Here is an 18,164-nt window from a genome sequence, read left to right on the forward strand (position 1 = left end):
AAACGCACTAGCCCAGGAGAATTTTTGACATGAAATCCCACGAACGATACGTGTACGAAGTCACATACGACATCCTTGACCAGTACAGAGAGGAGTACGAGACGTGGCTTCCGAAAATAACAGAACAGTGGATTACGACCGAGAATCTAGACGGCTTCCGGAGCGAACGGAGCGTGACGGACACGAGTCCGGACGTTCGACTCAGCTTCGAGTTCGAAATGCTCGCCGACTGGGCCACGTTCGTCGAATCCGACCCGTACCAACAGAGCCTCGACCGACTCAATGAGATGACAGAGAGATTCAGAACTAATCTCTGGGAGCCGACCACGATCTCGCTCAGTCCAGCGCCTTCCAACGGCACGGCGGTGGCTCTCTGTGACCTCCGGAGAGAAGGATGAACGAAGCTGGCGTCCGGTCGTGTTAGACGAGACGACGGAGACTGATCGTGCGTTTCACACGCTCGCAGGTGCCGTGATGAACAACGTCAGTCTGACACATCGGCGAACACGCTCAAACGAGAGAGTTCGCCGCTCGCCACACCGCCTCTTCAAGTAGACACGTGACGGGTCTCCGACTGAAACGAAACCAGTGTCCGTCACCCCCCATTTAAATGTATTAATTATTCGAGGTTACATACAGCGTCATCGCGGAATGACGTTCCGTCAGTGAACATCGATGGATTCACCAGACTGTCACACCCGAGAGACTCCGCCGCTGTCGGCGCCGATTACCGTCTCGGGCGACCGACGTGTGTCGCTGTCCGGCGAGGCACTCTCGGCGTTCCCTATCGAATCACGAACCGTCACAGTCCGCTGTGCATCGGGGATGAGACACACCGCCACGTGGTCAGGGATTCCCGTACTCGACCTGCTCTCGGCCGCCGACATCCCGGGCGAGATCACGCATTTCCTAGTCGAAAGTGACGACGGGTATCGCATCTGTGTCGACATCACCGCGGCGCTCGACAGTCTGCTCGCGTTCTTCCAGGATGGAACGTTGATTGTGGAGCAACAGCCGTACGAGACGCGGTTTATTGCGCCCGATATCAACGGTGCGCGGACGGCGAAGGACGTCACCCTACTGGAAGTGCGGCAGCTCGCTGCGGGAATCGATCCGGAAACGGTCGAAGACATGTTCAGAGAAGATGAGTAATCCGCATGAGTCAGTGACCCACGACAGAAGTCGTGGGCTTGTCAGTGGACTCCCCCTTCTACCGTCGAATCGACGGAGGCGTGGAACTCGCCATTCAGTTTCAGCGTCCCTGACGTCAGCGCACACCGACAGGGTGCGCCTCCACTCGAAGACCTCTGACTCAAGTGAGAAACCTGATCGAAAAGGGTTTCACAGGCTCAAAATACGGACCGACCGCTTCCACAACTCATGAGTAGGCAGTCAGCCGAGCGTCCAGCGGTAGCGTGAACAGTTCGTCCACTACTATAGTCATCAGAGACCGCATCACTCGCTCGACGAACGAACGCCTGTCGAGGGGGAAACTTAACAGGGCAGTGGCATTTCGTTATAATTCTAGAATCAGTCACACACTTGAGCCGAAAAATTTGTTCGGACGACGGCGACTACAGTTCGCAGTCAGGGACGACAACGACCTTGCCGAAGCCCTCGCGGTTCTCAAGCATCTCGTGGGCACGGTTGATCTTGCTCATCGGGAGCGTCTCGCGGATACGCGGCTGGAAAGTACCGTCCCAGACGAGTTCGAGCACTTCCTCGGCCTGACCGGGCGTTGCCATCGTCGAACCGATGACCGAAAGCTGGTTCCAGAAGATGCGGTTGAGGTCAGTTTCGGGGTTCCCGCCCGTGGTCGCCCCGCACGTGACGACCCGTCCACCTTTCACGAGGCTTTTGAGCGAAGACTGCCAGGTCTGTGCGCCGACGTGGTCAACTACCATGTCGACACCGCGACCACCAGTCAACTCGCGGATCTCGCTGGCGAAGTCAACCTCCTCGTAATTAATCGTGTGGTCAGCGCCGACTTCCTCCGCATAGGCCAATTTTTCGTCGGTGCTCGCCGTCGCGAACACTTCTGCTCCAGCGTGGGCTGCGACCTGGACGGCAGCGTGGCCGACACCGCCCGACGCACCAAGGACGAGGACTGATTCACCGGATTTCAGTCCGCCACGATCTCTGAGCATGCGCCACGCGGTCTGGAACACGAGCGGAGCGGCCGCGGCCGTCTCCCAGTCGATACCCTCGGGAACGGGTGCGAGGTTCGCCGCCGGCAGCGCAGCGTACTCGCTGTGGACGCCGCGAACGTGCTCACCGATGATGTGGAAGTCCGGTGTGAGCGTCGGATCGCCTTTTCGGCTGAACTCGTCGTTCCCGCCGCTTTTTCCCGCGATCACACAGACCCGGTCGCCGGGTTCGAACCGCGTCACGCCCTCGCCAACCTCTTCAACGACCCCTGCGGCGTCACTCCCCGGGATGTGGGGCATATCGAGATTGATTCCCGGCAGTCCCCGGCGCGTCCAGATATCCAGATGATTGAGCGCGCCAGCTTTCACGTTGACCAGTACCTCACCACGGTCGATCTCGGGATCAGGAAACTCGCCGTATTCGAGAACGTCGCGGTCTCCATGCGTATCGAATTGTACAGCTTTCATCGCATAATATGGTCTATTCGACGATTATAAATCTATATATCGACAATTGACGAATTCACTTACGGGAAGATGTCGGGAATTTGCAAAAACTCGACCGAGTACGATGCTGGATTTTATCGAAAGTAACTGATTCGTCCAGCAGCGAGTGTGTTATCGCCGCATTGCTGACGTTCGTCCTGGGCAGTCGTGGCTGTTGTTTCTGCAGCCGTAATAAGCATACGTTCAGAATCGAAGGGCTAGTGTATGGCCCAATTTCAGGCCGTCCTGTTCGATATGGATGGCGTGCTTGTTGATTCAGAACCGTTTTGGCAGCAGTTCTGGCGGGAGCACGTATTCGCTCATGCAGAAACCGGCGATCCAAGTTTGGAGGACGTGACTGGCCGCAATTTCCGTGAGAGTCTCGACGAGCTTGCAACGACATATGGTCTCCCGGGAGGAGCTGAGCGCTATGCACGCCAGTTCGAACTGACTGCTGAGACAGTCTATGGCGAGCACGTGTCGATTACAGCAGGAATGCCTGCCTTCTTTGAAACACTTCGTGATCGAGGAATCGATGTTGGAATCGTGTCATCAGCGCCAGCGGAGTGGATCGAAATGGTCATCGAGCGGTTTGAGTTAGCACCAGTCGATATCATGGTGAGCGCGGAAGATATCGACCTGCCGGGCAAGCCCGAACCCTTCATCTATGAGCATGCAGCTGCCGACCTCGACGTTTCTCCCTCCTCTTGCCTCGTTATTGAAGACTCTGTCAACGGTGTTCGAGCAGCAGCACGAGCAGGGAGTACCGTGATCCGGTTTTGTCAGGGAACGACTGTGCAGGCGACCGACCACACCGATCATATTGCCACCACGTCAGACGATCTTCAGCGAACGATCCTGGAGCTCCTCTAATAGTTTTCACTTCTCGCTCGTTGCTCTCTTTGATTTACGTCTGCGAGCCTGTAATCGAATTCTGACCGGCGGACGATGACGGTGTCGCGATGCAGTTAGTTCCATGCTGTCGCCATCTACAGGGGGTGCAGGGCGAGTGCCTCGAGGTGTGTCTCCAAGGCGGTTCACGAACTGATTCGTGCGAACACGGCGAATCGTCACCGAGACACTGTGGATGTATCTGCCTGTGCATCGTAATGATCGATTCTACGACGACCGCGATTCATTCCGGCCTGATCGACGGCTACATGTTCGTCGATCAGCCGCTCCCCATCGAGGAAACAGTTCATGCACAGCGTGTATCAATTTATTTGACAGTGCTCTCAAACGTAGATGATATGTGTCCCTCCATCAAACGGCGACGATTAGTCGAAGCAGGGTTGACGACGTTCTTAGCGATGAGCGCTGGGTGTAGTAACCAGGATAATAAGGTAGACTCGTATCTGTTGATCATCGAAAGCAGGTTTGAGAACAAATATGACCTCGAAATTGAGGTCAAGGATGAAAACGGGGAGGTGATTTTCGAAGAAACGTTTCCATTATCCAAGGGTGAGAGTAGCTTGGGGACATTTAAAGAAAAGCCATATGAAACTACTGTAACAATTTCCGAGACGTCTGATTCGACAAAATATAAGTGGAACCACAAAAGTTGTACCGAATCGTCGAAATTGACACAGATAATCTCTCCAGGCCCAGGAGAGAAGTCCAGCGCCAGATACCACTGTGGTAAAGGCCAGCCATGATTTCTGCTGAACTATCGCTGTTCCGCTATCGGTTACAGTGTTCGCGATAAACTAGTCTGAATGATAGGCGCAGAACTCGATTTCCATGCTGATATCCCAGCGGGTCAAGTGTGGTCTCCTGACGAGATACGAGAGCAACTGCCGCTGTACTGGAACGTCGGCTATCGTGACGGAGAGTGGATCAATGGTGGAGAGCTAACCTATTCGGAGCAGTTGATGCCCGAAAATGGCCAGTATCCGTCGGCCAAGTTCGAGGTCTCGATTACCCTCTCGAGATCGTCACGTCGCAACACTGAAAAGATTAGCTCCGATTCGTCAACCAGTGAGTTTGAAGCTCACACGACGCGTGGATTCACGGACACATGTGTTTGAGTTGCGGGAAATCACGCATGGCTCGTCCCGTGGAGAATTATCGCTGTATACCGATTGTATTCCGGACGATCAGCTTCCAGAATGGCTTCACGAAACGACGGATCACTGCTACATTACGGTACAACTGACGTACAATCACGAACTCTCGCGTGAGAGACTGGGGAACGATGGAGAAAACGCGTCCATGAAAATGATTCACGACCGTCGTGAGGCCCGACAAGAGCGGTTGGACGCTGAGTATCGTGACTAACAGCACACTGACGATGGCCAAATTTAGGCACTATCCTCTGATGTAGTGACTGGTACGGCTGTCGATGAGCGGCCCGAGAACCACTCCTCTGATTCAAATCCAGTTGGCTCGCCCCGGCCGGAATGGTCGCGAAAGAGCCACCGACTGTATAGGAAAATATGGCATGAGAATTCCGCAGCTATTCTACTCCCAAGATTCGGAATAGACAGACACAGTTTACTCGTTTGTTTTGAACTTGGACGGGGAGGACGGCGGTATAGAGTCCAGTCGGAGAGTGATCGTCAAACGCATCAAAGACCGTCTTGAGACCCGTCCAGCTCACATGCCTATTTGGTGCTAGTGTCACCCTATCTTCTGGTTGGTTGCTCTCGCTGTTCTTATCGAATCGCTCCCAGTTCGTGCCGCTTTTCGTCCAGATTCGCCATCGAAACGCATCGAGACTCAGCTCCGTTTGACTCCTATTTCTGATTTCGATCCTGAAGTCATCGATTTCCGATCGATTTCTGATGGTACTCGGAGACACGTGTACCGCAACACCATGTTCGGTGTCCGAGTGAGAACACGAAACGGGAGCGTGGACGAACTCACCGGGAGGGCATGGTCGGTCTTCAATCTGTGGGGGAGCAAAGGATAGACGTGAACAGCCAGCCAGCACACTGGTAAAGCCGCTCGTACTGGTGATGAGTACCTGTCGCCTAGATAACATCATCTGTACTTCCATTCGTGTTATCAAGACTCTTTCTCCGCTCAGGCTATCCTCTACAACAACAACCGGGTAGTTACCGTCACAAGAAACAATTATTCCGTGATGCGCAAGATATCTTCGACTTCGTAGAGATAGCCCCGGAGCAACAGCGTTTCGAGGAGATAGTCTGCGAAGACGGACTTCGACCCCGTCTCGGATTCGGTGAGTGAGGAACTCATCACGGCTGTCGCCACCCTCGACGACGCCGACCCCGACGAGCTTGCCATCCTCGCCGACTAAGTAGATCCGGATGCGCTCGACGCGCTCTTTCAGCCACGCTTCGACGGCGTGGCCCGTGACGTCAACGGTCACGTTCGATTCACCTACGACGAGTACACCGTCACGGTCGAGAGTGATGGCAAACTCACCATTCAGCCGGCTGCCGAGTCCGACGACGGATAGCGAGAGTAGCCGTCACCCAGCGGGCTGTGTCCTGACCTCCGCCGAGCGATTCATACTGTTGGACGGCGATACAGTATTGCATGGCTGGGGAACCGCTCAATGACCTCGACCGGCGTATCCTCCACCTGTTGCAGGTCGATGCTCGTGGCACCACCGATGCCGAAATCGGGGACGAGACGGACGTGACCGGCACAACCGTCGCGAACCGGATCGAAAAGCTCGAAGACCAGGGTATCATTCGTGGCTATCATCCCGACATCGATTACGAACAGGCAGACTATCCGCTCGTCATACTCTTCGTCTGCACAGCCCCACTTGCCGAACGGTCAGATATCGCTGACCAAGCTCGTGACGTGCTGGGTGTCGTTAACATCCGGGAGACGATGGGTGGTGAACAGAATCTGCACGTCAAAGCTGTCGCCGACTCCACCGAGAGAATCGAACGTATCGCGCAGCACCTCGACGAGCTCGGCCTGACAATTCACCGGAGCGACCTCATGGCGCATGAAACCGTTCAGCCGTGGAATCACTTCCATCTCGAGGACAGTCGATTTGCGAACGAGTCGGCAGGGACCGACGATTCCGAGGAAGAATAACCATTTCACTGAAAGGAACACAAATTGAATTTCTCCAATGTCGTCGCCGATTAGGGCCGAAATACTACCGAGTGGTCTTGAGAAAATCAAGCACTGTCGCGCTCACCCTTGACTTTTTCAACTGAGAACACAGACGGAAAGAAAGTGTTTTTCCGGTGGAGACCAACAAGCAATCGATGGGGAGAAAAGGCAGACCACAACTGAACGAAACGTTCGAGCTTCTAAGTAATCCGCGCCGACGATACGTCCTCTATCATCTCATGGCTGAATCCGAATGCGTCGACCCCGACGACCTCGCTGAACGGATCGCCAACTGGGAAGCGAACGACACGAGTGATGATGGAGACGATAATCTCCAGACGGTGAAGACAGCCCTCCAGCATATTCACCTCCCGAGATTGGCCGATGCTGGCGTCATCACGTACGAGTCGAATCCGGGCACTATCGAGTTCGATGGCACCGACGAGTTTGCGCCGTTCCTCGAGGTCGCGGCACGTCTCGACGGGTACGACCCAGTCGCCGCCGATGACTGAGTGGGGATGATGCCGATTTCGTCGTGTTAGGACGCAGTAGTTCCGGAGATTAGAAGGGGGTGAGTTTCGCTCAAGTTTATGCTGAGCCGTCGGGAAGTTTGTCATCGTGATCGCGTGTTGGATACCTGTGGGCTTGATGATGGATTCTATCAACTCGGTGAGCGTGGTGAGCAGTCTCTTGAGGAAGAACTTGATACGAGTGAGCTCACACAACACGACTGATTATAATTTCCACTCATTATAGTGGCGTATTATGGGGAGTAGATTGTCCGCTCGTATAGTGATGGAGAAGATATGATCGATTAGTACGTCGCCATGCAATACTTCGCTTTCTCAGCTCGGTCCGCTCTACAGCGGTCGAGTCGGTGTTGGGTGTGGTTGTACGCCTCATAGTAAGTGCACATAAGCCGATACAGGTCGTTGCTTGGCGTGGCGAACAGTCCCGTGTGGTGGCCTGGTTCCGGGGGCTGGTGGGTCTGTATTGGGTCGATGTGCTCGTGGTTGTATGGGAGTTCATTGCTGTGCTGTGTAGCTGATCGATGGAGGATAAATTTAAATAAATAATTTAGAATCTAGAAATTCATTCGATTGGATTCGACGGTTGAACGCCAACCGTTTTCCCGGACACCCCCTTCGATTGAGTTGTATCGATCGCCGAGCACGTCGCACCGGCTGTGTACACAGATAACAACGTATGCCACTCGCTCAACTCCTCGAACAGTACGTCAGTCTCGGTATCTTCGTCCTCGCTACAGGCCTGAGTGGACTCAGCTTCCTCGCGTGGCGGAGGGAACGTGATCGTCGTATGCGAATCGTCACGCTCGGGTACGCGATGTTCGCCGTCTACGGGCTCATCGTGTTTCTCGAGTATCCGCTGCGTCCGTATATCCCGTACGCCACGCTCGAATTGCTCGAACACGGGAGTGCAATCCTGATCCTCGGTGGACTCCTGGCGTTCTTCTTCGCTCTCACGCGGGACTGAGCAATGTCGGACCCGGACCTCGAACTGGCGTCTCGGCGGGAAATCTACCAGCGGATAGCCAACAGCCCGGGCGTTCACTTTCGCGGGCTCCTCGGCGAACTCGAGTACGCGCAGGGGACGCTCCAGTATCACCTTCGGTGGCTCGCCGACGAGGGGATCGTCGAGGTTTCGGACGACGGCAAGTATACGCGGTACTACCCAGCCGCCGAGTTCGATGAAACCGATCGGGCAGTGATGAATGCGTTGCGACGAGAGTACAGTCGCCGCATTCTCGCGCACCTTCTTGCGGACGGCCCGCTCTCAACGACCGAGCTGAGTGACCGCCTCGACAAGGCTCAATCGACCGTCTCGTGGCACCTCTCGAAACTCGCCGAGGCCGACCTCGTCACGAAAGAGCGAGAGGGCCGGAGCGTCGTCTACGATGTCAGTGATCCCGACCGCGTCAAGTACCTTTACACGATTCACCGGCGCTCGTTCACGGATAAAGTCGTCGACCGCATTCTGGGCCTCTGGGACAGCTACTAACTCGTCGTCGCGTTCGACGGTATCCCACGAAGCACCAGCAGGCGCAACAGGAGCACGTACACGAGAAACGCTACCGAGGGGACCAGCAGGGGACGGACGAGTCCCGCCAGATCAGTCCCGATCGCTGCGGCGTGGATCGTCCCGAAGGCGAACCCTGCGTACGCGAACGAGTGGACGACTCGTGGCCCCCACGGTCGCTGGAAGCGTTTTGCGTCGGTAAAGCCCAGCACCGCGACGACGAGCATGAGCAGCGCCCCCGCGCCAACGGCAACGCCGCCGAGGAAATACGGCATCGAGTACGCTGGTGCCGGGACCTGACCGGTGACGACGAACCACGCATCGAGTAGGCCGAGCCCCGCGTGTAACAACGTGACGATCATCGCGAACACGGACAGTTCGATATGGACACGTCGGGCGGCCTCGTGCAGCACACCGAACGACTCGGTGTTGTAGAGGACGCCCGTGAGAACCGCCAGGTACAGTGACGGGTACGTGACGAGCGCGGCACCGCGGTCGAGGTACCAGACGATGGCTGACATCACGAGGCCCCCGTCTTCGCCACGACATCGGGACAGCCGTCCGCATCCTGGAAGCCATTCGTCGTCTCTGGTCGCGTTGGACACCTGTCGGCGGAGTCGTCGATGCCATCGCCGTCGTAATCCGCTGGTGCCTGTCTCGTCGAAACCGTCTGACTGACGAGGTCGTTCTGTTTCTGCTCGGTCGCCTGGGTGGCACGGACATCGCCGATTTGCCAGAGGACTGGCGCGGCCACGACCAGAACGACGATCGCGACGACGGTTATCCGCTGTTTATGCGTCCATGACATGTGTGTCGAACCCCTCTGTCGTGTGAAAGACGCCATCGTGAATGATGAGCGCCTCCAGACTGTCCCATTCCGCTGCCAGTTCGCGTGCCTCAGCGAGGGGGAGCGCAGCCAGCGTCGTCGCCAGGGCGTCAGCTTCCATGCAATCCCGGTGTGCGACGACGGTTACGGACTCATGCCGGGAACCGAGCAACTCGGTGGTCGGATCGTAGACGTGGTTCGTGCCGTCTCGCGAGCGTCGGTACCCGCCGGACGTCGCGACGTGCCAGTCCGTCTCCAGCACCTTCAACGGCGTGTCGTCGCCGTACGGGCTCTCGATGGCGACCGGTCCCGTAGGTGGGGACATATCCCCGCCACCGCTGACGAACCCGCGTCGGCCGAAACCCGCGAGCGGTTCGGCGGTTCGATCGACGATGTATCCCTTGGCGAGACCGTTGAGATCGAGTTCGACGTCAGTGGCGATATGGGGGCCGTTGACGCGGACCGTTCCTGTGTCGAATGCCGCCGGCAGTGTATCGCTGTCACCACGCAGGAACGCTTTAAGATTGTGTTCGACACGGCCCTGGTGGATGTCGAACACCCCATCGGTCCGGTCGTAGTATTCGATCCCACGGCGGACGATAACGGCGATGTGTTCGTTCGTGATCTCTCCCTCGCGGTTGAGGCGGCTGACTGCGCTCGTCCTATCGAAGGCATTCAGCTGAGCTTCGAGTGACTCTGCTGTGTCCCGAGCTGCAGTCGCCTTAGCGTCGGCCCGGACACCCGCTACTCGAACGAGAAACGTCGTATCGCAGCAGCGGAACTCGCGGTAACTGTCCCCGAACTGTTCGTAGACCGATGCGAGCGATACCATCGTCTCAGTCACCCCTCCTCTTCGTGTTCCTCGTGTTCGTCTTCCTCTTCGTATTCGTCCTCGTGTTCCTCATCTTCGTAGCCGGTCTGTGTCTGGACTGCTGGCGTGAAGTCCTGATTGGGGGTCGGAGCATCGGCAGCGAGTTGCTGTGACGCGTCCGAAGCGGTCGTTCCTGCTGGGTCTGCTTGTTCGCCAAACTGGGTGAGTCCGCCATCCGGAGTGGCGAGAGCACCGGCCACGATAGCCGTGAGGAGGGCACCAGCGAGCGTGAACGCGACGAGTTTGTTATTGGGGACTGGTACTCGCATGATTATCGACCTCTCACTTGAGAATCGCTACCCTCGATCTGTCGGTCGCCAATTCGTGCCATTGCAGGTAGAGGGTGGAGATAGTCTCATTAAGCCATTCGCGTCCAACTATCGAATCTTCGTACAGCTATCGAATGGTTCGTGGAACGGAACCGTGGCTGACTATTTGGGTACAGTATCGTGCCGTGGTGGAAATCTGCGAACGTCGTCGGCTGCATAAATCTCGGAGAAGGCCGTGTCCAATCCACGGAATAGCTTCAGGGCACCCCATGTGGGGTTACAATCCCGACGGCAGAAGCGCTTGCTTGTCCCTATTCACTTTCGAGAGTTGTCTCCGCGATATTCCCGATTGCTGGAGAAAGTGACCCTGCATACCCGACTACTTGAGTTAGAAGATTGTTGCTACCAATCGCTGCAAACAGTAGAACCGCAAGGAGCAGGATCGGAAGAAGCGAGATGAATGTGTGGACGCGATACTCCCTGCGAGAAACGTTACGCGTTTTGCTGTATCTCGGCTCGAACCGATTGAGCGACTGTGATGGTATCCTGAACTGATGGGGACATGCTCTGTTAACGCGATTAGATTTCAAGGTCCTACCGACGATCCACATTCGCCCTGCTATTTAGGTTTCCAGTCCAATTTAATCGTCACTGATTCGCGACTCCCGCGAAGAATGGATGATGATTCGCGAGTGCCGATTTCATAGCCAACAGCGTTTGGTGGCGAGAGGGTCACCGTCTTGTTGCCAACATCGACATTGGCGTCTCCATCTCCTCGAAGTTCGTCTGCGATTGCCTGCAAACGATCAGCTACCTCTTCTCGCGAAATTTTCTCTTCATGGAGTACTTTATCGGACATCGAGAGGATCTATCTCAAGTCACTTGAATAGGAGTTTTGGCCGATGAATTCGGTTACAACCGGATTATACCCCTGAATCCGGAAATCTACAGGAATACCGCTGGTTCTCGATCAAATTAAGCCAACTAGATCAAGGGAGAAATTTCATCGGTGCAGCTCAGCAATAACGAACACGAGGCCCAACGCTACGTAGATGACGATAGCACCGATATTACAGGGCGTTTTTCCACCAACCTGGTGTACGGAAGCTGACCAGTAATACCTCTACTACCACTCCCTGAACGCGAAGGTATCGAACCGACAGCTAGCAGAGCGGGCAGTGGGCGGATAAGGATGCACAGCAATGGAAACGTATGGAGAACACGTGGCACGCCGGGTTTCGAACACAACGTGAGGAGGTTCATGATGGCCCTCGACGTCGAAGGCACGCTCCCGGAGTGGCTCGACGGCACATTCATCAGCGACGGTCCGGGTCAGTTCGAGGTCGGGGGGACCCCGGAGCACCGCCGGTGACATCGGTCGATCCCTCCACACTGGGTTGGTCACGAATCGCTCGAATCCGTTCCCCCACCCGCTGTATGCAGCGTTCCATTACGACCACCCGCCGATGCCCGCACGGATTCGAACGATTCTCGCCCGTGAGCCGCTCCATCGCACTCCTATTAGAGAGATCAGAGCGAACGACGTGACCGATACGCGCTCTCTATTCAGCGCGACTCCTGAAACCGATGATCGCTTGCGGGCGACGATCAGGTTCCTGTTGGTGATTCGTCCACCACGATTTTCCCGGTCACTCCCACGGATCGATGTGCCTGACAGTAGTACTCGTACGTCCCGAGGACATCGAAGGTGTACGTGAAGCTGAAGCCGGTATCGTACACGTCGGAAGCCGATCCGGGCGACCCGTTCCAGTCGGCGTCTTTCGGTTGGTTCGCCACGACGATGTTGTGGTTGTCGGAGTCCCAGATCCATCGGACGGTAGCACCGGGTCGCACTTCGAGTCGATTTGGCTCGAAGAGGAAACGGCCCTCCGGGCCGACACGGACGAGAGCGTTGGGTTCGCTCGAGGCACTCTCGGTCGTCGTCTCGTCATCTGCACCACCAGGAGTTGCTGCTGAGAGGCAGCTAGTCAGCGATGCACCGGCGAGCGTTGCGCCGATAATGGTGAGGAGTGTACGACGCTTGTGATCGTGGGATATGGAGAGTCCATAACAGAGTAGCCGGTTCGAAGTAAAAAAGACTGCCACCCAATTACGGCAGCAGAGCGCATTAGATACAGGCCTGGACAATCGACTTCGCGACCAGTGATTCGACCACGCAGATCCGACCACAGACACGGTGGTCGGTATCCGCTCTCCCCCTCTCGCTGGCTTCTAGCCGATAAACGCCGATACAACTGCCGTATTACTGAGTAACCGTACGACGTCCGCCCTGAACTGCGTCGATTCGGGGCGTCCAATTCCGCGTTCGTGCAGGGGTTCGTGAGAGAGGTGCTGCCCCCTCGGGGGTGATTTCGTCCCGGCCACGCTACACTCCGGCAGCCTCGTCTGTGGCCGGACTAGCGTCTGTGTCGTTGGTCGTGACCTCACCGGGAAGCTCGACATCCGATTCGAATACGAGCCGCATCTCGACTACGGGCGACTCCTCGACGTGGACACCGTGATCTGGGCGACAGGGTTCCGCCCGGACTTCAGCTGGATCGAGGTTTCAGGGCTGAGCCGTAATGAGAACGGCTCCCCCATCCACTACCGAGGAGTAGTGGACGGTGAACCAGGACTGTACTTCCTCGGCCTGCCCTACCAGCGTTCGCTTCTCTCGGCTACTCTCGTTGGTGTGAGTGCTGATGCTCAGCTTATCGCTACCCACAACCGAACACGGCCCGGTACCAGCGAGACAGAGTGACGAACCGCCAGGTACCACCCGGTCGCATATCGATCTCGTGGGTCGTGACGGTGACTCCTTCGGGGCTCACCACTCACCGACCTGCTCTCGATCCATCCACACCTCCCGAACGCTTTCTCGCGGCGACGAAGATCTGGCGGACCGTCCGGTTCGATTCACCGGTTTCGACGGCCATCAGGCGTCGGCGACAACGCCCTCCAGGTTGCCGAGGATGCCCGCCCAGCCCTCACTAGCACCGTCGACCATCTGGGCGTCAGGGAGTTCGTGAGTGAGGATGACCTCCGTCCCGCCGTCCGCGTCATGAAACTCGTATGTCACGCGGTTCACGCCCTGCGGGGTTTCCTCACGGGTTACGATCCGCTCGTACTCGACGACCTCCTCGAACGTGCCTTCGTTGTTCATCTGGTGCTCCTCGCCTGTCCAACTCACCGACATCTCGCCGCCGGGCACAGGGTCGAGGGCGTGAACCTCCGCTGTCATGCCTTCAGGCACGAACCACTGGGCGAGTTCGTCGGGATCAGTGAACGCCCGCCAGACACGTTCGCGCGAGGCGTCGAAGGTTCGCCGGATGGTCAGGCTCGATTCGCTCGTTTCGATGTCGGTATCGTCATTCATTGTAATGTTTTCCGTGGTATTCGTGTGCGATTGCTCTACATCTGTTCACGACGTCGTATCGCAGGTGCGTGACGTCGGTGGACTCGATCACTCTCGTACGTTCCAGTTCGACGTGTTCACCGCCGATGTCCTCGAACAGGCGGACACCGTCGCCGAGCAGGACGGGAACGACGTGTAGCTGGATCACGTCGATCAGTCCGGCCTCAAGGTACTGCTGGGCGAGGTTCGCTGCGCACACCGACACGTTTTTGCTACCGGCGGCGGCTCGCGCCTGCTCGAGGGCGCTCTCGATGCCATCGGTGACGAAGGTACCCATCGAGGATTCCTCCGAACCTGGTTCCGGTGCGTCGTGCGTAAGAACGAAGACCGGAACACCCAGTGGGTGGTTACCACCCCACCCGTTTGCGAGGTCGAAGGTTCGACGTCCGGTCACGAGCGCCCCGGTCGTTTCGAACCATTCGTCGACGAAGTCCTCGCTTCCTGCTACCGGTGTGAAGAATTCGTTGTGGCGGCTGGCACTCGTGCCATCGAACAGCCAGTCGTGGAGTAACTCGCCTCCGTCGCCCAGTGGGTTCTCGGGGCCGTCGTTCGCCCCTGCGATGTACCCGTCCAGCGACACGGACAGATCGACGACAACTCGTGGCTGCGGTTGCTCTCGTGTGGAGGTAGTGCCGGTCATTTTAGTCCACCAGCGCTCCACACGATATGTTCACCGGTGTGCCTGTGATGGTGCGAGCGCGATCCGAGGCGACAAAGGCAGCGACCTCGCCCACGTCAGATAGCGTCGCGGTTTGGTCCAGCAGCGCGTTCGCTTCGGTCTTGCGAATGATCTCCTCGCGCCCGGGAATATCCTCTGGGATCGACTCGGGGATGCCCCCTGTCTTCAGGGTGACGACGCGGATGCCGGAGGGGCCGAGTTCGACTGCCCACTGCCGGCGAAGGCTCTCCAGGGCGTCGAGCGAGACTTTGAAGCCACCGAGGCCGGGCGGTGTCTGTGGTCCCCCGCCGCCAAACGTGAGGATCACGCCGGATCCTTGCTCGATCATGTACCGTGCGGCCGCCCTCGTCGTCAGGAACTGTGTACGCGTCGCAGTCGTGATCGGTTGGGTGAAGTCATCGGCCGAGATCTCCATCAGTGGTTCCTGAACGTCCCCGTAGGTGACGAGGTTGAACGAGACGTCGAGGCGGCCGGTCTCCTCGACCACCGCGTCAACGAAATCGTTGACGGCCTGCTCGTCAAGAGCATCGACAATAGCGGTGTCCGCCTCGCCGCCGTGCGAATGGATGTCTTCGGCGACCGCCTCGAGCGAAGCCTCGTTGCGACCGGTGAGGAAGACCCTAGCCCCTTCACGAGCGAAGGCGCGGGCGACGGTGCCGCCGATCGACCCGCCAGCGCCGTAGATCACGGCGACCTTGTCTTCCAGCATCACTTCGATCCTCTGCTGGTGGCCGGTGACGCGTCAGTTACGGGCGGGAAAGCAGTATCCGGGTCGACGGTTCCAATCGTCACGATGTCCCCTCCACCAGCTTCGCGAGATTCGATAGCGAGTCGTTCCACCCTTCGTTGGCGTCGCTCGGGGGGATGGCTTCGGGGATTCCCTCCTGGTGGGCGGTGACCTCTGTTCCCTCGGGAACCTCCTCGAAGGTGACCGTCACCGTCATCTCGCCGGCCATCTCGGGGTCGTCGGTTTCGAATTCGTCCGTGTAGACGATGCGTTCACCGGGAACCAGCTCCAGGTAGGTGCCGCCGAAAGAGTGGTCGTAGTCGGCGAACGCCTCGGTCTCGCCGGTGAACGTGATCCGATATGTCCCGCCCTCCTCGGGTTCTAGGTGGTGAACCTCCGCGCTGAAGCCGGTCGGCGGGAGCCACTGGGCGAGTTCGTCGGGATCGAGGAACGCCTGGTACACCCGCTCGGGCGGTGCCTCGATCACGCGACTTACCGTGATGCTCCGTTCCTGGGTCGTCGGTTCGGCGTCGTCGCTCATTCGTCGTCCACCTCCTCGAACGGCTCGTAGGTCAACGAGACGACGCCCGTGTCGAACGTCTCCGAATCAACCAAATTCAGCGTAGTCCGTTCGCTACCTGCCTCGAAAAGACGCTTCCCGTCCCCGAGTACCAGAGGATGGACATTGAGCACGAGTTCGTCGACCAGCTCGTAATCGAGTAACGACCGGACGAGAGTGCCGCTGCCGACGATCCCGATTCCCTCACCGTCTTGTTGCTTCAGTTCGACTACTTCTTCGGCGACGTTCCCATCGATGAGGGTCGAGTTGTTCCATTCGACATCCTCTAGCGTCGTCGAGACGACGTACTTGGGTACGTTGTTGATGAACTTCGCGATAGGATTGTCGTCAGGTTGTGTGGGCCAGAAGGCGACGAGTTCTTCGTAGGTGACTCGTCCCAACAGTAACGCGTCCGACGACGCCATTCCCGCCGTGTTCGCCTCGTCCAGCTCCTGGGTCGAGTACGGTGGAGACCACTCCTCCGGAGATTCCATAACGCCGTTTAGCGACACGGACTCCGTGGCGACAATCTTCCGCATCGTTTAGACCTCCCCGAGGTAAGTGGACAGCGAGTCCAAACTCTCACTCCAAACCGGTTCCATCCCCTCTAGCGAGTCGGTTATGTCGGGCGTGGCTGCGGTGACCTCGGCGACGAACGTGAGTTCCGTCCGACCGTCGTGTTCGACGAGCGTGATTGTGTTACGAACTTCGGGCTGTTGGGTCTCTTCGCCGTTCTCGGTGTTGCGGTTGTAGATCACGAGCCGCTCGGGTTCGTCGACTTCCTCGATCACGCCTTCGTGTGGGATGATGGCGCCATCGGAAGCACGCATATCGACGCGATGGACGCCACCGGGTCGTAGATCCATCTCACAACGTGGAACCGTGAAGCCCTTTGGTCCCCACCATTGTCGTACCTCGTCGGGATCCGTAAGCGCCTGCCATACCCCGTCGCGTGGCGCGTCGAACGTACGTTTGATCGTCATATTGTACTCGGTCGGATCGAAGTCGCTCATTCGGCGTCGTCCTCCTCTGCTGGCTCGTAGGTGAGGACGACGACGCCCGAGTCGAACGCCTCCGTGTCGACGAGGTTCATCGTCGTCGGCTCGCCCGCGTCCTCGAAGAGCCGCTTGCCGCTCCCCTGGACGACGGGATGGATCATGAGGCGGTACTCGTCGACGAGGTCGTGTTCCACGAGCGTGTCCACGAGTTCGCCGCTGCCGTTAACGAGGATGTCCTGTCCGTCCTCCTGCTTCAGCGTGGCGACTGCCTCGGCAATATCACCGTCGATGATCGTCGAGTTGTTCCACTCGGCCTCCTCTAAGCTTGTCGAGACGACGTACTTCGAGAGGCTGTTCATTCGGTCGGCGAAGCCCGTCTCGTCCTCTCGATCAGGCCAGGCTGCCGCGAACGACTCGTAGGTCTCGCGTCCCAGCAGGAGCGCTCCCGACCCGAACAGCTCGTCGTGTTTGTACTCTTGCTGCTCCTCGCTGAAGAACGCGAACGACCACTCTTCCGGCGCCTCCATGACGCCGTCGAGCGTCAGGAACTCCGAGACGATCAGGTTTCGCTGTGGTGATACGGTGTTGGTATTATCAATCATTCTTGATCTTCCTCCAAGTGGATGGCCAGCGCGTCGAACCGGTCTTCCCAGAAGACGCGGTATCGGGTAAGCCAACCAAACGCGGCGGAAAGCGGCGCAGCGTTCAGGTGAGCGCGGCGAATGCGACCGTCCTTCTCGATGTCGATCAGGCCGGCGTCCTCGAGTACGTGCAGGTGCTTCGAGACGGCGGCGAGTGAGACGTCATGTGGTTCGGCCAGTTCGCTGACGCTCTCCGGCCCGTCGGCCACCCGTTCGAGGATGTCCCGGCGGATCGGATGTGCCAGTGCCTGGAAGATCGCGTCGAGATCGAGATCGTCCGGCAGTTGTTCAACCATCCGGTTGAATGAACCTCGGACAAATACTTAAGTCTTTGGTTGAACGTAGTCGCTAGGCCGTCTACCGGCCATTCGCTGGCATAGCAACATGGTCACGAATATCGCTATGGTAGTATCGACGGTATCACACGCCGGTAACGGGCGAGAAATAGAGTGACTTCGACCTACTCTA

25 protein-coding genes and 3 pseudogenes are annotated in these 18,164 nt (G+C 57.6%); 11 read left to right on the forward strand and 17 right to left on the reverse strand.

All coding sequences use genetic code 11. The annotated features are described in order from the left end of the window. Window positions 1-29 precede the first annotated feature (29 nt). Window positions 30-398 (forward strand): hypothetical protein, encoded by a 369-nt coding sequence (locus ACR3FE_RS15160; protein WP_458208021.1) that lies wholly within the window; start codon window positions 30-32, stop codon window positions 396-398. Between the two features lie 277 nt (window positions 399-675). Further along, window positions 676-1,152: a molybdopterin-dependent oxidoreductase gene (locus ACR3FE_RS15165; protein ID WP_458208022.1), complete on the forward strand. Its 477-nt coding sequence runs from the start codon at window positions 676-678 to the stop codon at window positions 1,150-1,152. Window positions 1,153-1,162: 10 nt separating this feature from the next. Here ACR3FE_RS15165 and ACR3FE_RS15170 read toward each other — a convergent pair. Next, a pseudogene (locus tag ACR3FE_RS15170) lies at window positions 1,163-1,319 on the reverse strand (transposase); the annotation flags it as partial. On the opposite strand from ACR3FE_RS15170, the pseudogene ACR3FE_RS15175 reads away from it, so the two are divergent. After that, window positions 1,320-1,498, forward strand: a pseudogene (locus ACR3FE_RS15175) (integrase core domain-containing protein); the annotation flags it as partial. A gap of 76 nt (window positions 1,499-1,574) precedes the next feature. Here ACR3FE_RS15175 and ACR3FE_RS15180 read toward each other — a convergent pair. Beyond that, window positions 1,575-2,615: a zinc-binding dehydrogenase gene (locus ACR3FE_RS15180; RefSeq protein WP_458208023.1), complete on the reverse strand. Its 1,041-nt coding sequence runs from the start codon at window positions 2,613-2,615 to the stop codon at window positions 1,575-1,577. A gap of 243 nt (window positions 2,616-2,858) precedes the next feature. On the opposite strand from ACR3FE_RS15180, the gene ACR3FE_RS15185 reads away from it, so the two are divergent. Continuing rightward, window positions 2,859-3,506 carry an HAD family hydrolase gene (locus ACR3FE_RS15185; protein WP_458208025.1) on the forward strand — a complete coding sequence of 216 codons (648 nt, stop codon included), beginning with the start codon at window positions 2,859-2,861 and terminating at the stop codon, window positions 3,504-3,506. 236 nt (window positions 3,507-3,742) lie between these two features. Then, window positions 3,743-4,288, forward strand: coding sequence for a hypothetical protein (locus tag ACR3FE_RS15190; RefSeq protein WP_458208027.1), 546 nt, complete (start codon window positions 3,743-3,745; stop codon window positions 4,286-4,288). A gap of 1,420 nt (window positions 4,289-5,708) precedes the next feature. Here ACR3FE_RS15190 and ACR3FE_RS15195 read toward each other — a convergent pair. Beyond that, complete coding sequence (locus ACR3FE_RS15195) at window positions 5,709-5,834, reverse strand: hypothetical protein (RefSeq protein ID WP_458208029.1); 126 nt, start codon at window positions 5,832-5,834, stop codon at window positions 5,709-5,711. Between the two features lie 73 nt (window positions 5,835-5,907). Here ACR3FE_RS15195 and ACR3FE_RS15200 point away from each other — a divergent pair. The 5 genes and pseudogenes from ACR3FE_RS15200 to ACR3FE_RS15220 form a co-directional block, all read left to right on the forward strand. After that, window positions 5,908-6,057 (forward strand): annotated as a pseudogene (locus ACR3FE_RS15200) (HalOD1 output domain-containing protein); the annotation flags it as partial. A gap of 80 nt (window positions 6,058-6,137) precedes the next feature. After that, window positions 6,138-6,653, forward strand: coding sequence for an Lrp/AsnC family transcriptional regulator (locus ACR3FE_RS15205; protein ID WP_458208031.1), 516 nt, complete (start codon window positions 6,138-6,140; stop codon window positions 6,651-6,653). Window positions 6,654-6,829: 176 nt separating this feature from the next. Then, a complete protein-coding gene (locus ACR3FE_RS15210; protein ID WP_458208032.1) occupies window positions 6,830-7,186 on the forward strand; it encodes a DUF7344 domain-containing protein in 357 nt (118 codons plus the stop codon). 694 nt (window positions 7,187-7,880) lie between these two features. Further along, the gene (locus tag ACR3FE_RS15215; RefSeq protein ID WP_458208034.1) at window positions 7,881-8,168 is read left to right on the forward strand and encodes a hypothetical protein; all 288 of its coding nucleotides are present in this window, start codon (window positions 7,881-7,883) and stop codon (window positions 8,166-8,168) included. A 3-nt stretch (window positions 8,169-8,171) separates the two neighbouring features. Next, entirely contained in the window at window positions 8,172-8,693 is a 522-nt protein-coding gene (locus ACR3FE_RS15220) for a winged helix-turn-helix transcriptional regulator (RefSeq protein ID WP_458208035.1), read from the forward strand. Here ACR3FE_RS15220 and ACR3FE_RS15225 read toward each other — a convergent pair. The 6 genes from ACR3FE_RS15225 to ACR3FE_RS15250 form a co-directional block, all read right to left on the reverse strand. Next, window positions 8,690-9,232, reverse strand: a complete 543-nt coding sequence (locus tag ACR3FE_RS15225) for a ferric reductase-like transmembrane domain-containing protein (RefSeq protein ID WP_458208036.1) — start codon at window positions 9,230-9,232, stop codon at window positions 8,690-8,692. The genes ACR3FE_RS15220 and ACR3FE_RS15225 overlap by 4 nt on opposite strands. Further along, the gene (locus tag ACR3FE_RS15230) at window positions 9,232-9,519 is read right to left on the reverse strand and encodes a hypothetical protein (RefSeq protein ID WP_458208038.1); all 288 of its coding nucleotides are present in this window, start codon (window positions 9,517-9,519) and stop codon (window positions 9,232-9,234) included. The genes ACR3FE_RS15225 and ACR3FE_RS15230 overlap by 1 nt, the downstream gene beginning before the upstream one ends. After that, complete coding sequence (locus ACR3FE_RS15235; protein WP_458208040.1) at window positions 9,503-10,369, reverse strand: FAD:protein FMN transferase; 867 nt, start codon at window positions 10,367-10,369, stop codon at window positions 9,503-9,505. Before ACR3FE_RS15235 ends, ACR3FE_RS15230 begins: the two co-directional genes overlap by 17 nt. An 8-nt stretch (window positions 10,370-10,377) precedes the next feature. Then, complete coding sequence (locus ACR3FE_RS15240) at window positions 10,378-10,677, reverse strand: hypothetical protein (RefSeq protein ID WP_458208042.1); 300 nt, start codon at window positions 10,675-10,677, stop codon at window positions 10,378-10,380. Window positions 10,678-11,296: 619 nt separating this feature from the next. Further along, window positions 11,297-11,536 (reverse strand): amphi-Trp domain-containing protein, encoded by a 240-nt coding sequence (locus tag ACR3FE_RS15245; protein ID WP_458208043.1) that lies wholly within the window; start codon window positions 11,534-11,536, stop codon window positions 11,297-11,299. Between the two features lie 749 nt (window positions 11,537-12,285). Then, complete coding sequence (locus ACR3FE_RS15250; RefSeq protein WP_458208044.1) at window positions 12,286-12,783, reverse strand: plastocyanin/azurin family copper-binding protein; 498 nt, start codon at window positions 12,781-12,783, stop codon at window positions 12,286-12,288. A gap of 403 nt (window positions 12,784-13,186) precedes the next feature. Here ACR3FE_RS15250 and ACR3FE_RS15255 point away from each other — a divergent pair, with 403 nt between their 5' ends. Further along, window positions 13,187-13,438, forward strand: a complete 252-nt coding sequence (locus tag ACR3FE_RS15255; RefSeq protein ID WP_458208045.1) for a hypothetical protein — start codon at window positions 13,187-13,189, stop codon at window positions 13,436-13,438. Window positions 13,439-13,612: 174 nt separating this feature from the next. Here ACR3FE_RS15255 and ACR3FE_RS15260 read toward each other — a convergent pair whose 3' ends face one another. From ACR3FE_RS15260 to ACR3FE_RS15295, 8 genes are all read right to left on the reverse strand, one after another. Beyond that, a complete protein-coding gene (locus ACR3FE_RS15260) occupies window positions 13,613-14,053 on the reverse strand; it encodes an SRPBCC family protein (RefSeq protein WP_458208046.1) in 441 nt (146 codons plus the stop codon). Next, window positions 14,046-14,732 (reverse strand): dihydrofolate reductase family protein, encoded by a 687-nt coding sequence (locus ACR3FE_RS15265; protein ID WP_458208048.1) that lies wholly within the window; start codon window positions 14,730-14,732, stop codon window positions 14,046-14,048. The genes ACR3FE_RS15260 and ACR3FE_RS15265 overlap by 8 nt, the downstream gene beginning before the upstream one ends. A 1-nt stretch (window position 14,733) precedes the next feature. After that, window positions 14,734-15,459, reverse strand: coding sequence for an SDR family NAD(P)-dependent oxidoreductase (locus tag ACR3FE_RS15270; RefSeq protein WP_458208050.1), 726 nt, complete (start codon window positions 15,457-15,459; stop codon window positions 14,734-14,736). Between the two features lie 100 nt (window positions 15,460-15,559). Then, a complete protein-coding gene (locus ACR3FE_RS15275) occupies window positions 15,560-16,039 on the reverse strand; it encodes an SRPBCC family protein (protein ID WP_458208052.1) in 480 nt (159 codons plus the stop codon). Then, entirely contained in the window at window positions 16,036-16,596 is a 561-nt protein-coding gene (locus tag ACR3FE_RS15280) for a dihydrofolate reductase family protein (protein ID WP_458208053.1), read from the reverse strand. Before ACR3FE_RS15280 ends, ACR3FE_RS15275 begins: the two co-directional genes overlap by 4 nt. 3 nt (window positions 16,597-16,599) lie before the next feature. Continuing rightward, window positions 16,600-17,070, reverse strand: coding sequence for an SRPBCC family protein (locus tag ACR3FE_RS15285; protein ID WP_458208054.1), 471 nt, complete (start codon window positions 17,068-17,070; stop codon window positions 16,600-16,602). After that, window positions 17,067-17,657: a dihydrofolate reductase family protein gene (locus ACR3FE_RS15290; RefSeq protein ID WP_458208055.1), complete on the reverse strand. Its 591-nt coding sequence runs from the start codon at window positions 17,655-17,657 to the stop codon at window positions 17,067-17,069. Before ACR3FE_RS15290 ends, ACR3FE_RS15285 begins: the two co-directional genes overlap by 4 nt. Further along, on the reverse strand, window positions 17,654-17,992 hold the full coding sequence (locus ACR3FE_RS15295) for an ArsR/SmtB family transcription factor (protein WP_458208057.1): 339 nt from the start codon (window positions 17,990-17,992) through the stop codon (window positions 17,654-17,656). The genes ACR3FE_RS15290 and ACR3FE_RS15295 overlap by 4 nt, the downstream gene beginning before the upstream one ends. Window positions 17,993-18,164 lie beyond the last annotated feature (172 nt).

The sequence above is a fragment of the Haladaptatus rarus genome (assembly GCF_054177585.1).

Excerpts from the sequence above, each read along its gene's own strand:
- ACR3FE_RS15160 (WP_458208021.1), top strand. The coding sequence starts at position 30 with ATGAAATCCCACGAACGATACGTGTACGAAGTCACATACGACATCCTT.
- ACR3FE_RS15165 (WP_458208022.1), top strand. The coding sequence starts at position 676 with ATGGATTCACCAGACTGTCACACCCGAGAGACTCCGCCGCTGTCGGCG.
- ACR3FE_RS15180 (WP_458208023.1), bottom strand. The coding sequence starts at position 2,615 with ATGAAAGCTGTACAATTCGATACGCATGGAGACCGCGACGTTCTCGAA.
- ACR3FE_RS15185 (WP_458208025.1), top strand. The coding sequence starts at position 2,859 with ATGGCCCAATTTCAGGCCGTCCTGTTCGATATGGATGGCGTGCTTGTT.
- ACR3FE_RS15190 (WP_458208027.1), top strand. The coding sequence starts at position 3,743 with ATGATCGATTCTACGACGACCGCGATTCATTCCGGCCTGATCGACGGC.
- ACR3FE_RS15195 (WP_458208029.1), bottom strand. The coding sequence starts at position 5,834 with ATGAGTTCCTCACTCACCGAATCCGAGACGGGGTCGAAGTCCGTCTTC.
- ACR3FE_RS15205 (WP_458208031.1), top strand. The coding sequence starts at position 6,138 with ATGGCTGGGGAACCGCTCAATGACCTCGACCGGCGTATCCTCCACCTG.
- ACR3FE_RS15210 (WP_458208032.1), top strand. The coding sequence starts at position 6,830 with ATGGGGAGAAAAGGCAGACCACAACTGAACGAAACGTTCGAGCTTCTA.
- ACR3FE_RS15215 (WP_458208034.1), top strand. The coding sequence starts at position 7,881 with ATGCCACTCGCTCAACTCCTCGAACAGTACGTCAGTCTCGGTATCTTC.
- ACR3FE_RS15220 (WP_458208035.1), top strand. The coding sequence starts at position 8,172 with ATGTCGGACCCGGACCTCGAACTGGCGTCTCGGCGGGAAATCTACCAG.
- ACR3FE_RS15225 (WP_458208036.1), bottom strand. The coding sequence starts at position 9,232 with ATGTCAGCCATCGTCTGGTACCTCGACCGCGGTGCCGCGCTCGTCACG.
- ACR3FE_RS15230 (WP_458208038.1), bottom strand. The coding sequence starts at position 9,519 with ATGTCATGGACGCATAAACAGCGGATAACCGTCGTCGCGATCGTCGTT.
- ACR3FE_RS15235 (WP_458208040.1), bottom strand. The coding sequence starts at position 10,369 with ATGGTATCGCTCGCATCGGTCTACGAACAGTTCGGGGACAGTTACCGC.
- ACR3FE_RS15240 (WP_458208042.1), bottom strand. The coding sequence starts at position 10,677 with ATGCGAGTACCAGTCCCCAATAACAAACTCGTCGCGTTCACGCTCGCT.
- ACR3FE_RS15245 (WP_458208043.1), bottom strand. The coding sequence starts at position 11,536 with ATGTCCGATAAAGTACTCCATGAAGAGAAAATTTCGCGAGAAGAGGTA.
- ACR3FE_RS15260 (WP_458208046.1), bottom strand. The coding sequence starts at position 14,053 with ATGAATGACGATACCGACATCGAAACGAGCGAATCGAGCCTGACCATC.
- ACR3FE_RS15265 (WP_458208048.1), bottom strand. The coding sequence starts at position 14,732 with ATGACCGGCACTACCTCCACACGAGAGCAACCGCAGCCACGAGTTGTC.
- ACR3FE_RS15275 (WP_458208052.1), bottom strand. The coding sequence starts at position 16,039 with ATGAGCGACGACGCCGAACCGACGACCCAGGAACGGAGCATCACGGTA.
- ACR3FE_RS15280 (WP_458208053.1), bottom strand. The coding sequence starts at position 16,596 with ATGCGGAAGATTGTCGCCACGGAGTCCGTGTCGCTAAACGGCGTTATG.
- ACR3FE_RS15285 (WP_458208054.1), bottom strand. The coding sequence starts at position 17,070 with ATGAGCGACTTCGATCCGACCGAGTACAATATGACGATCAAACGTACG.
- ACR3FE_RS15290 (WP_458208055.1), bottom strand. The coding sequence starts at position 17,657 with ATGATTGATAATACCAACACCGTATCACCACAGCGAAACCTGATCGTC.
- ACR3FE_RS15295 (WP_458208057.1), bottom strand. The coding sequence starts at position 17,992 with ATGGTTGAACAACTGCCGGACGATCTCGATCTCGACGCGATCTTCCAG.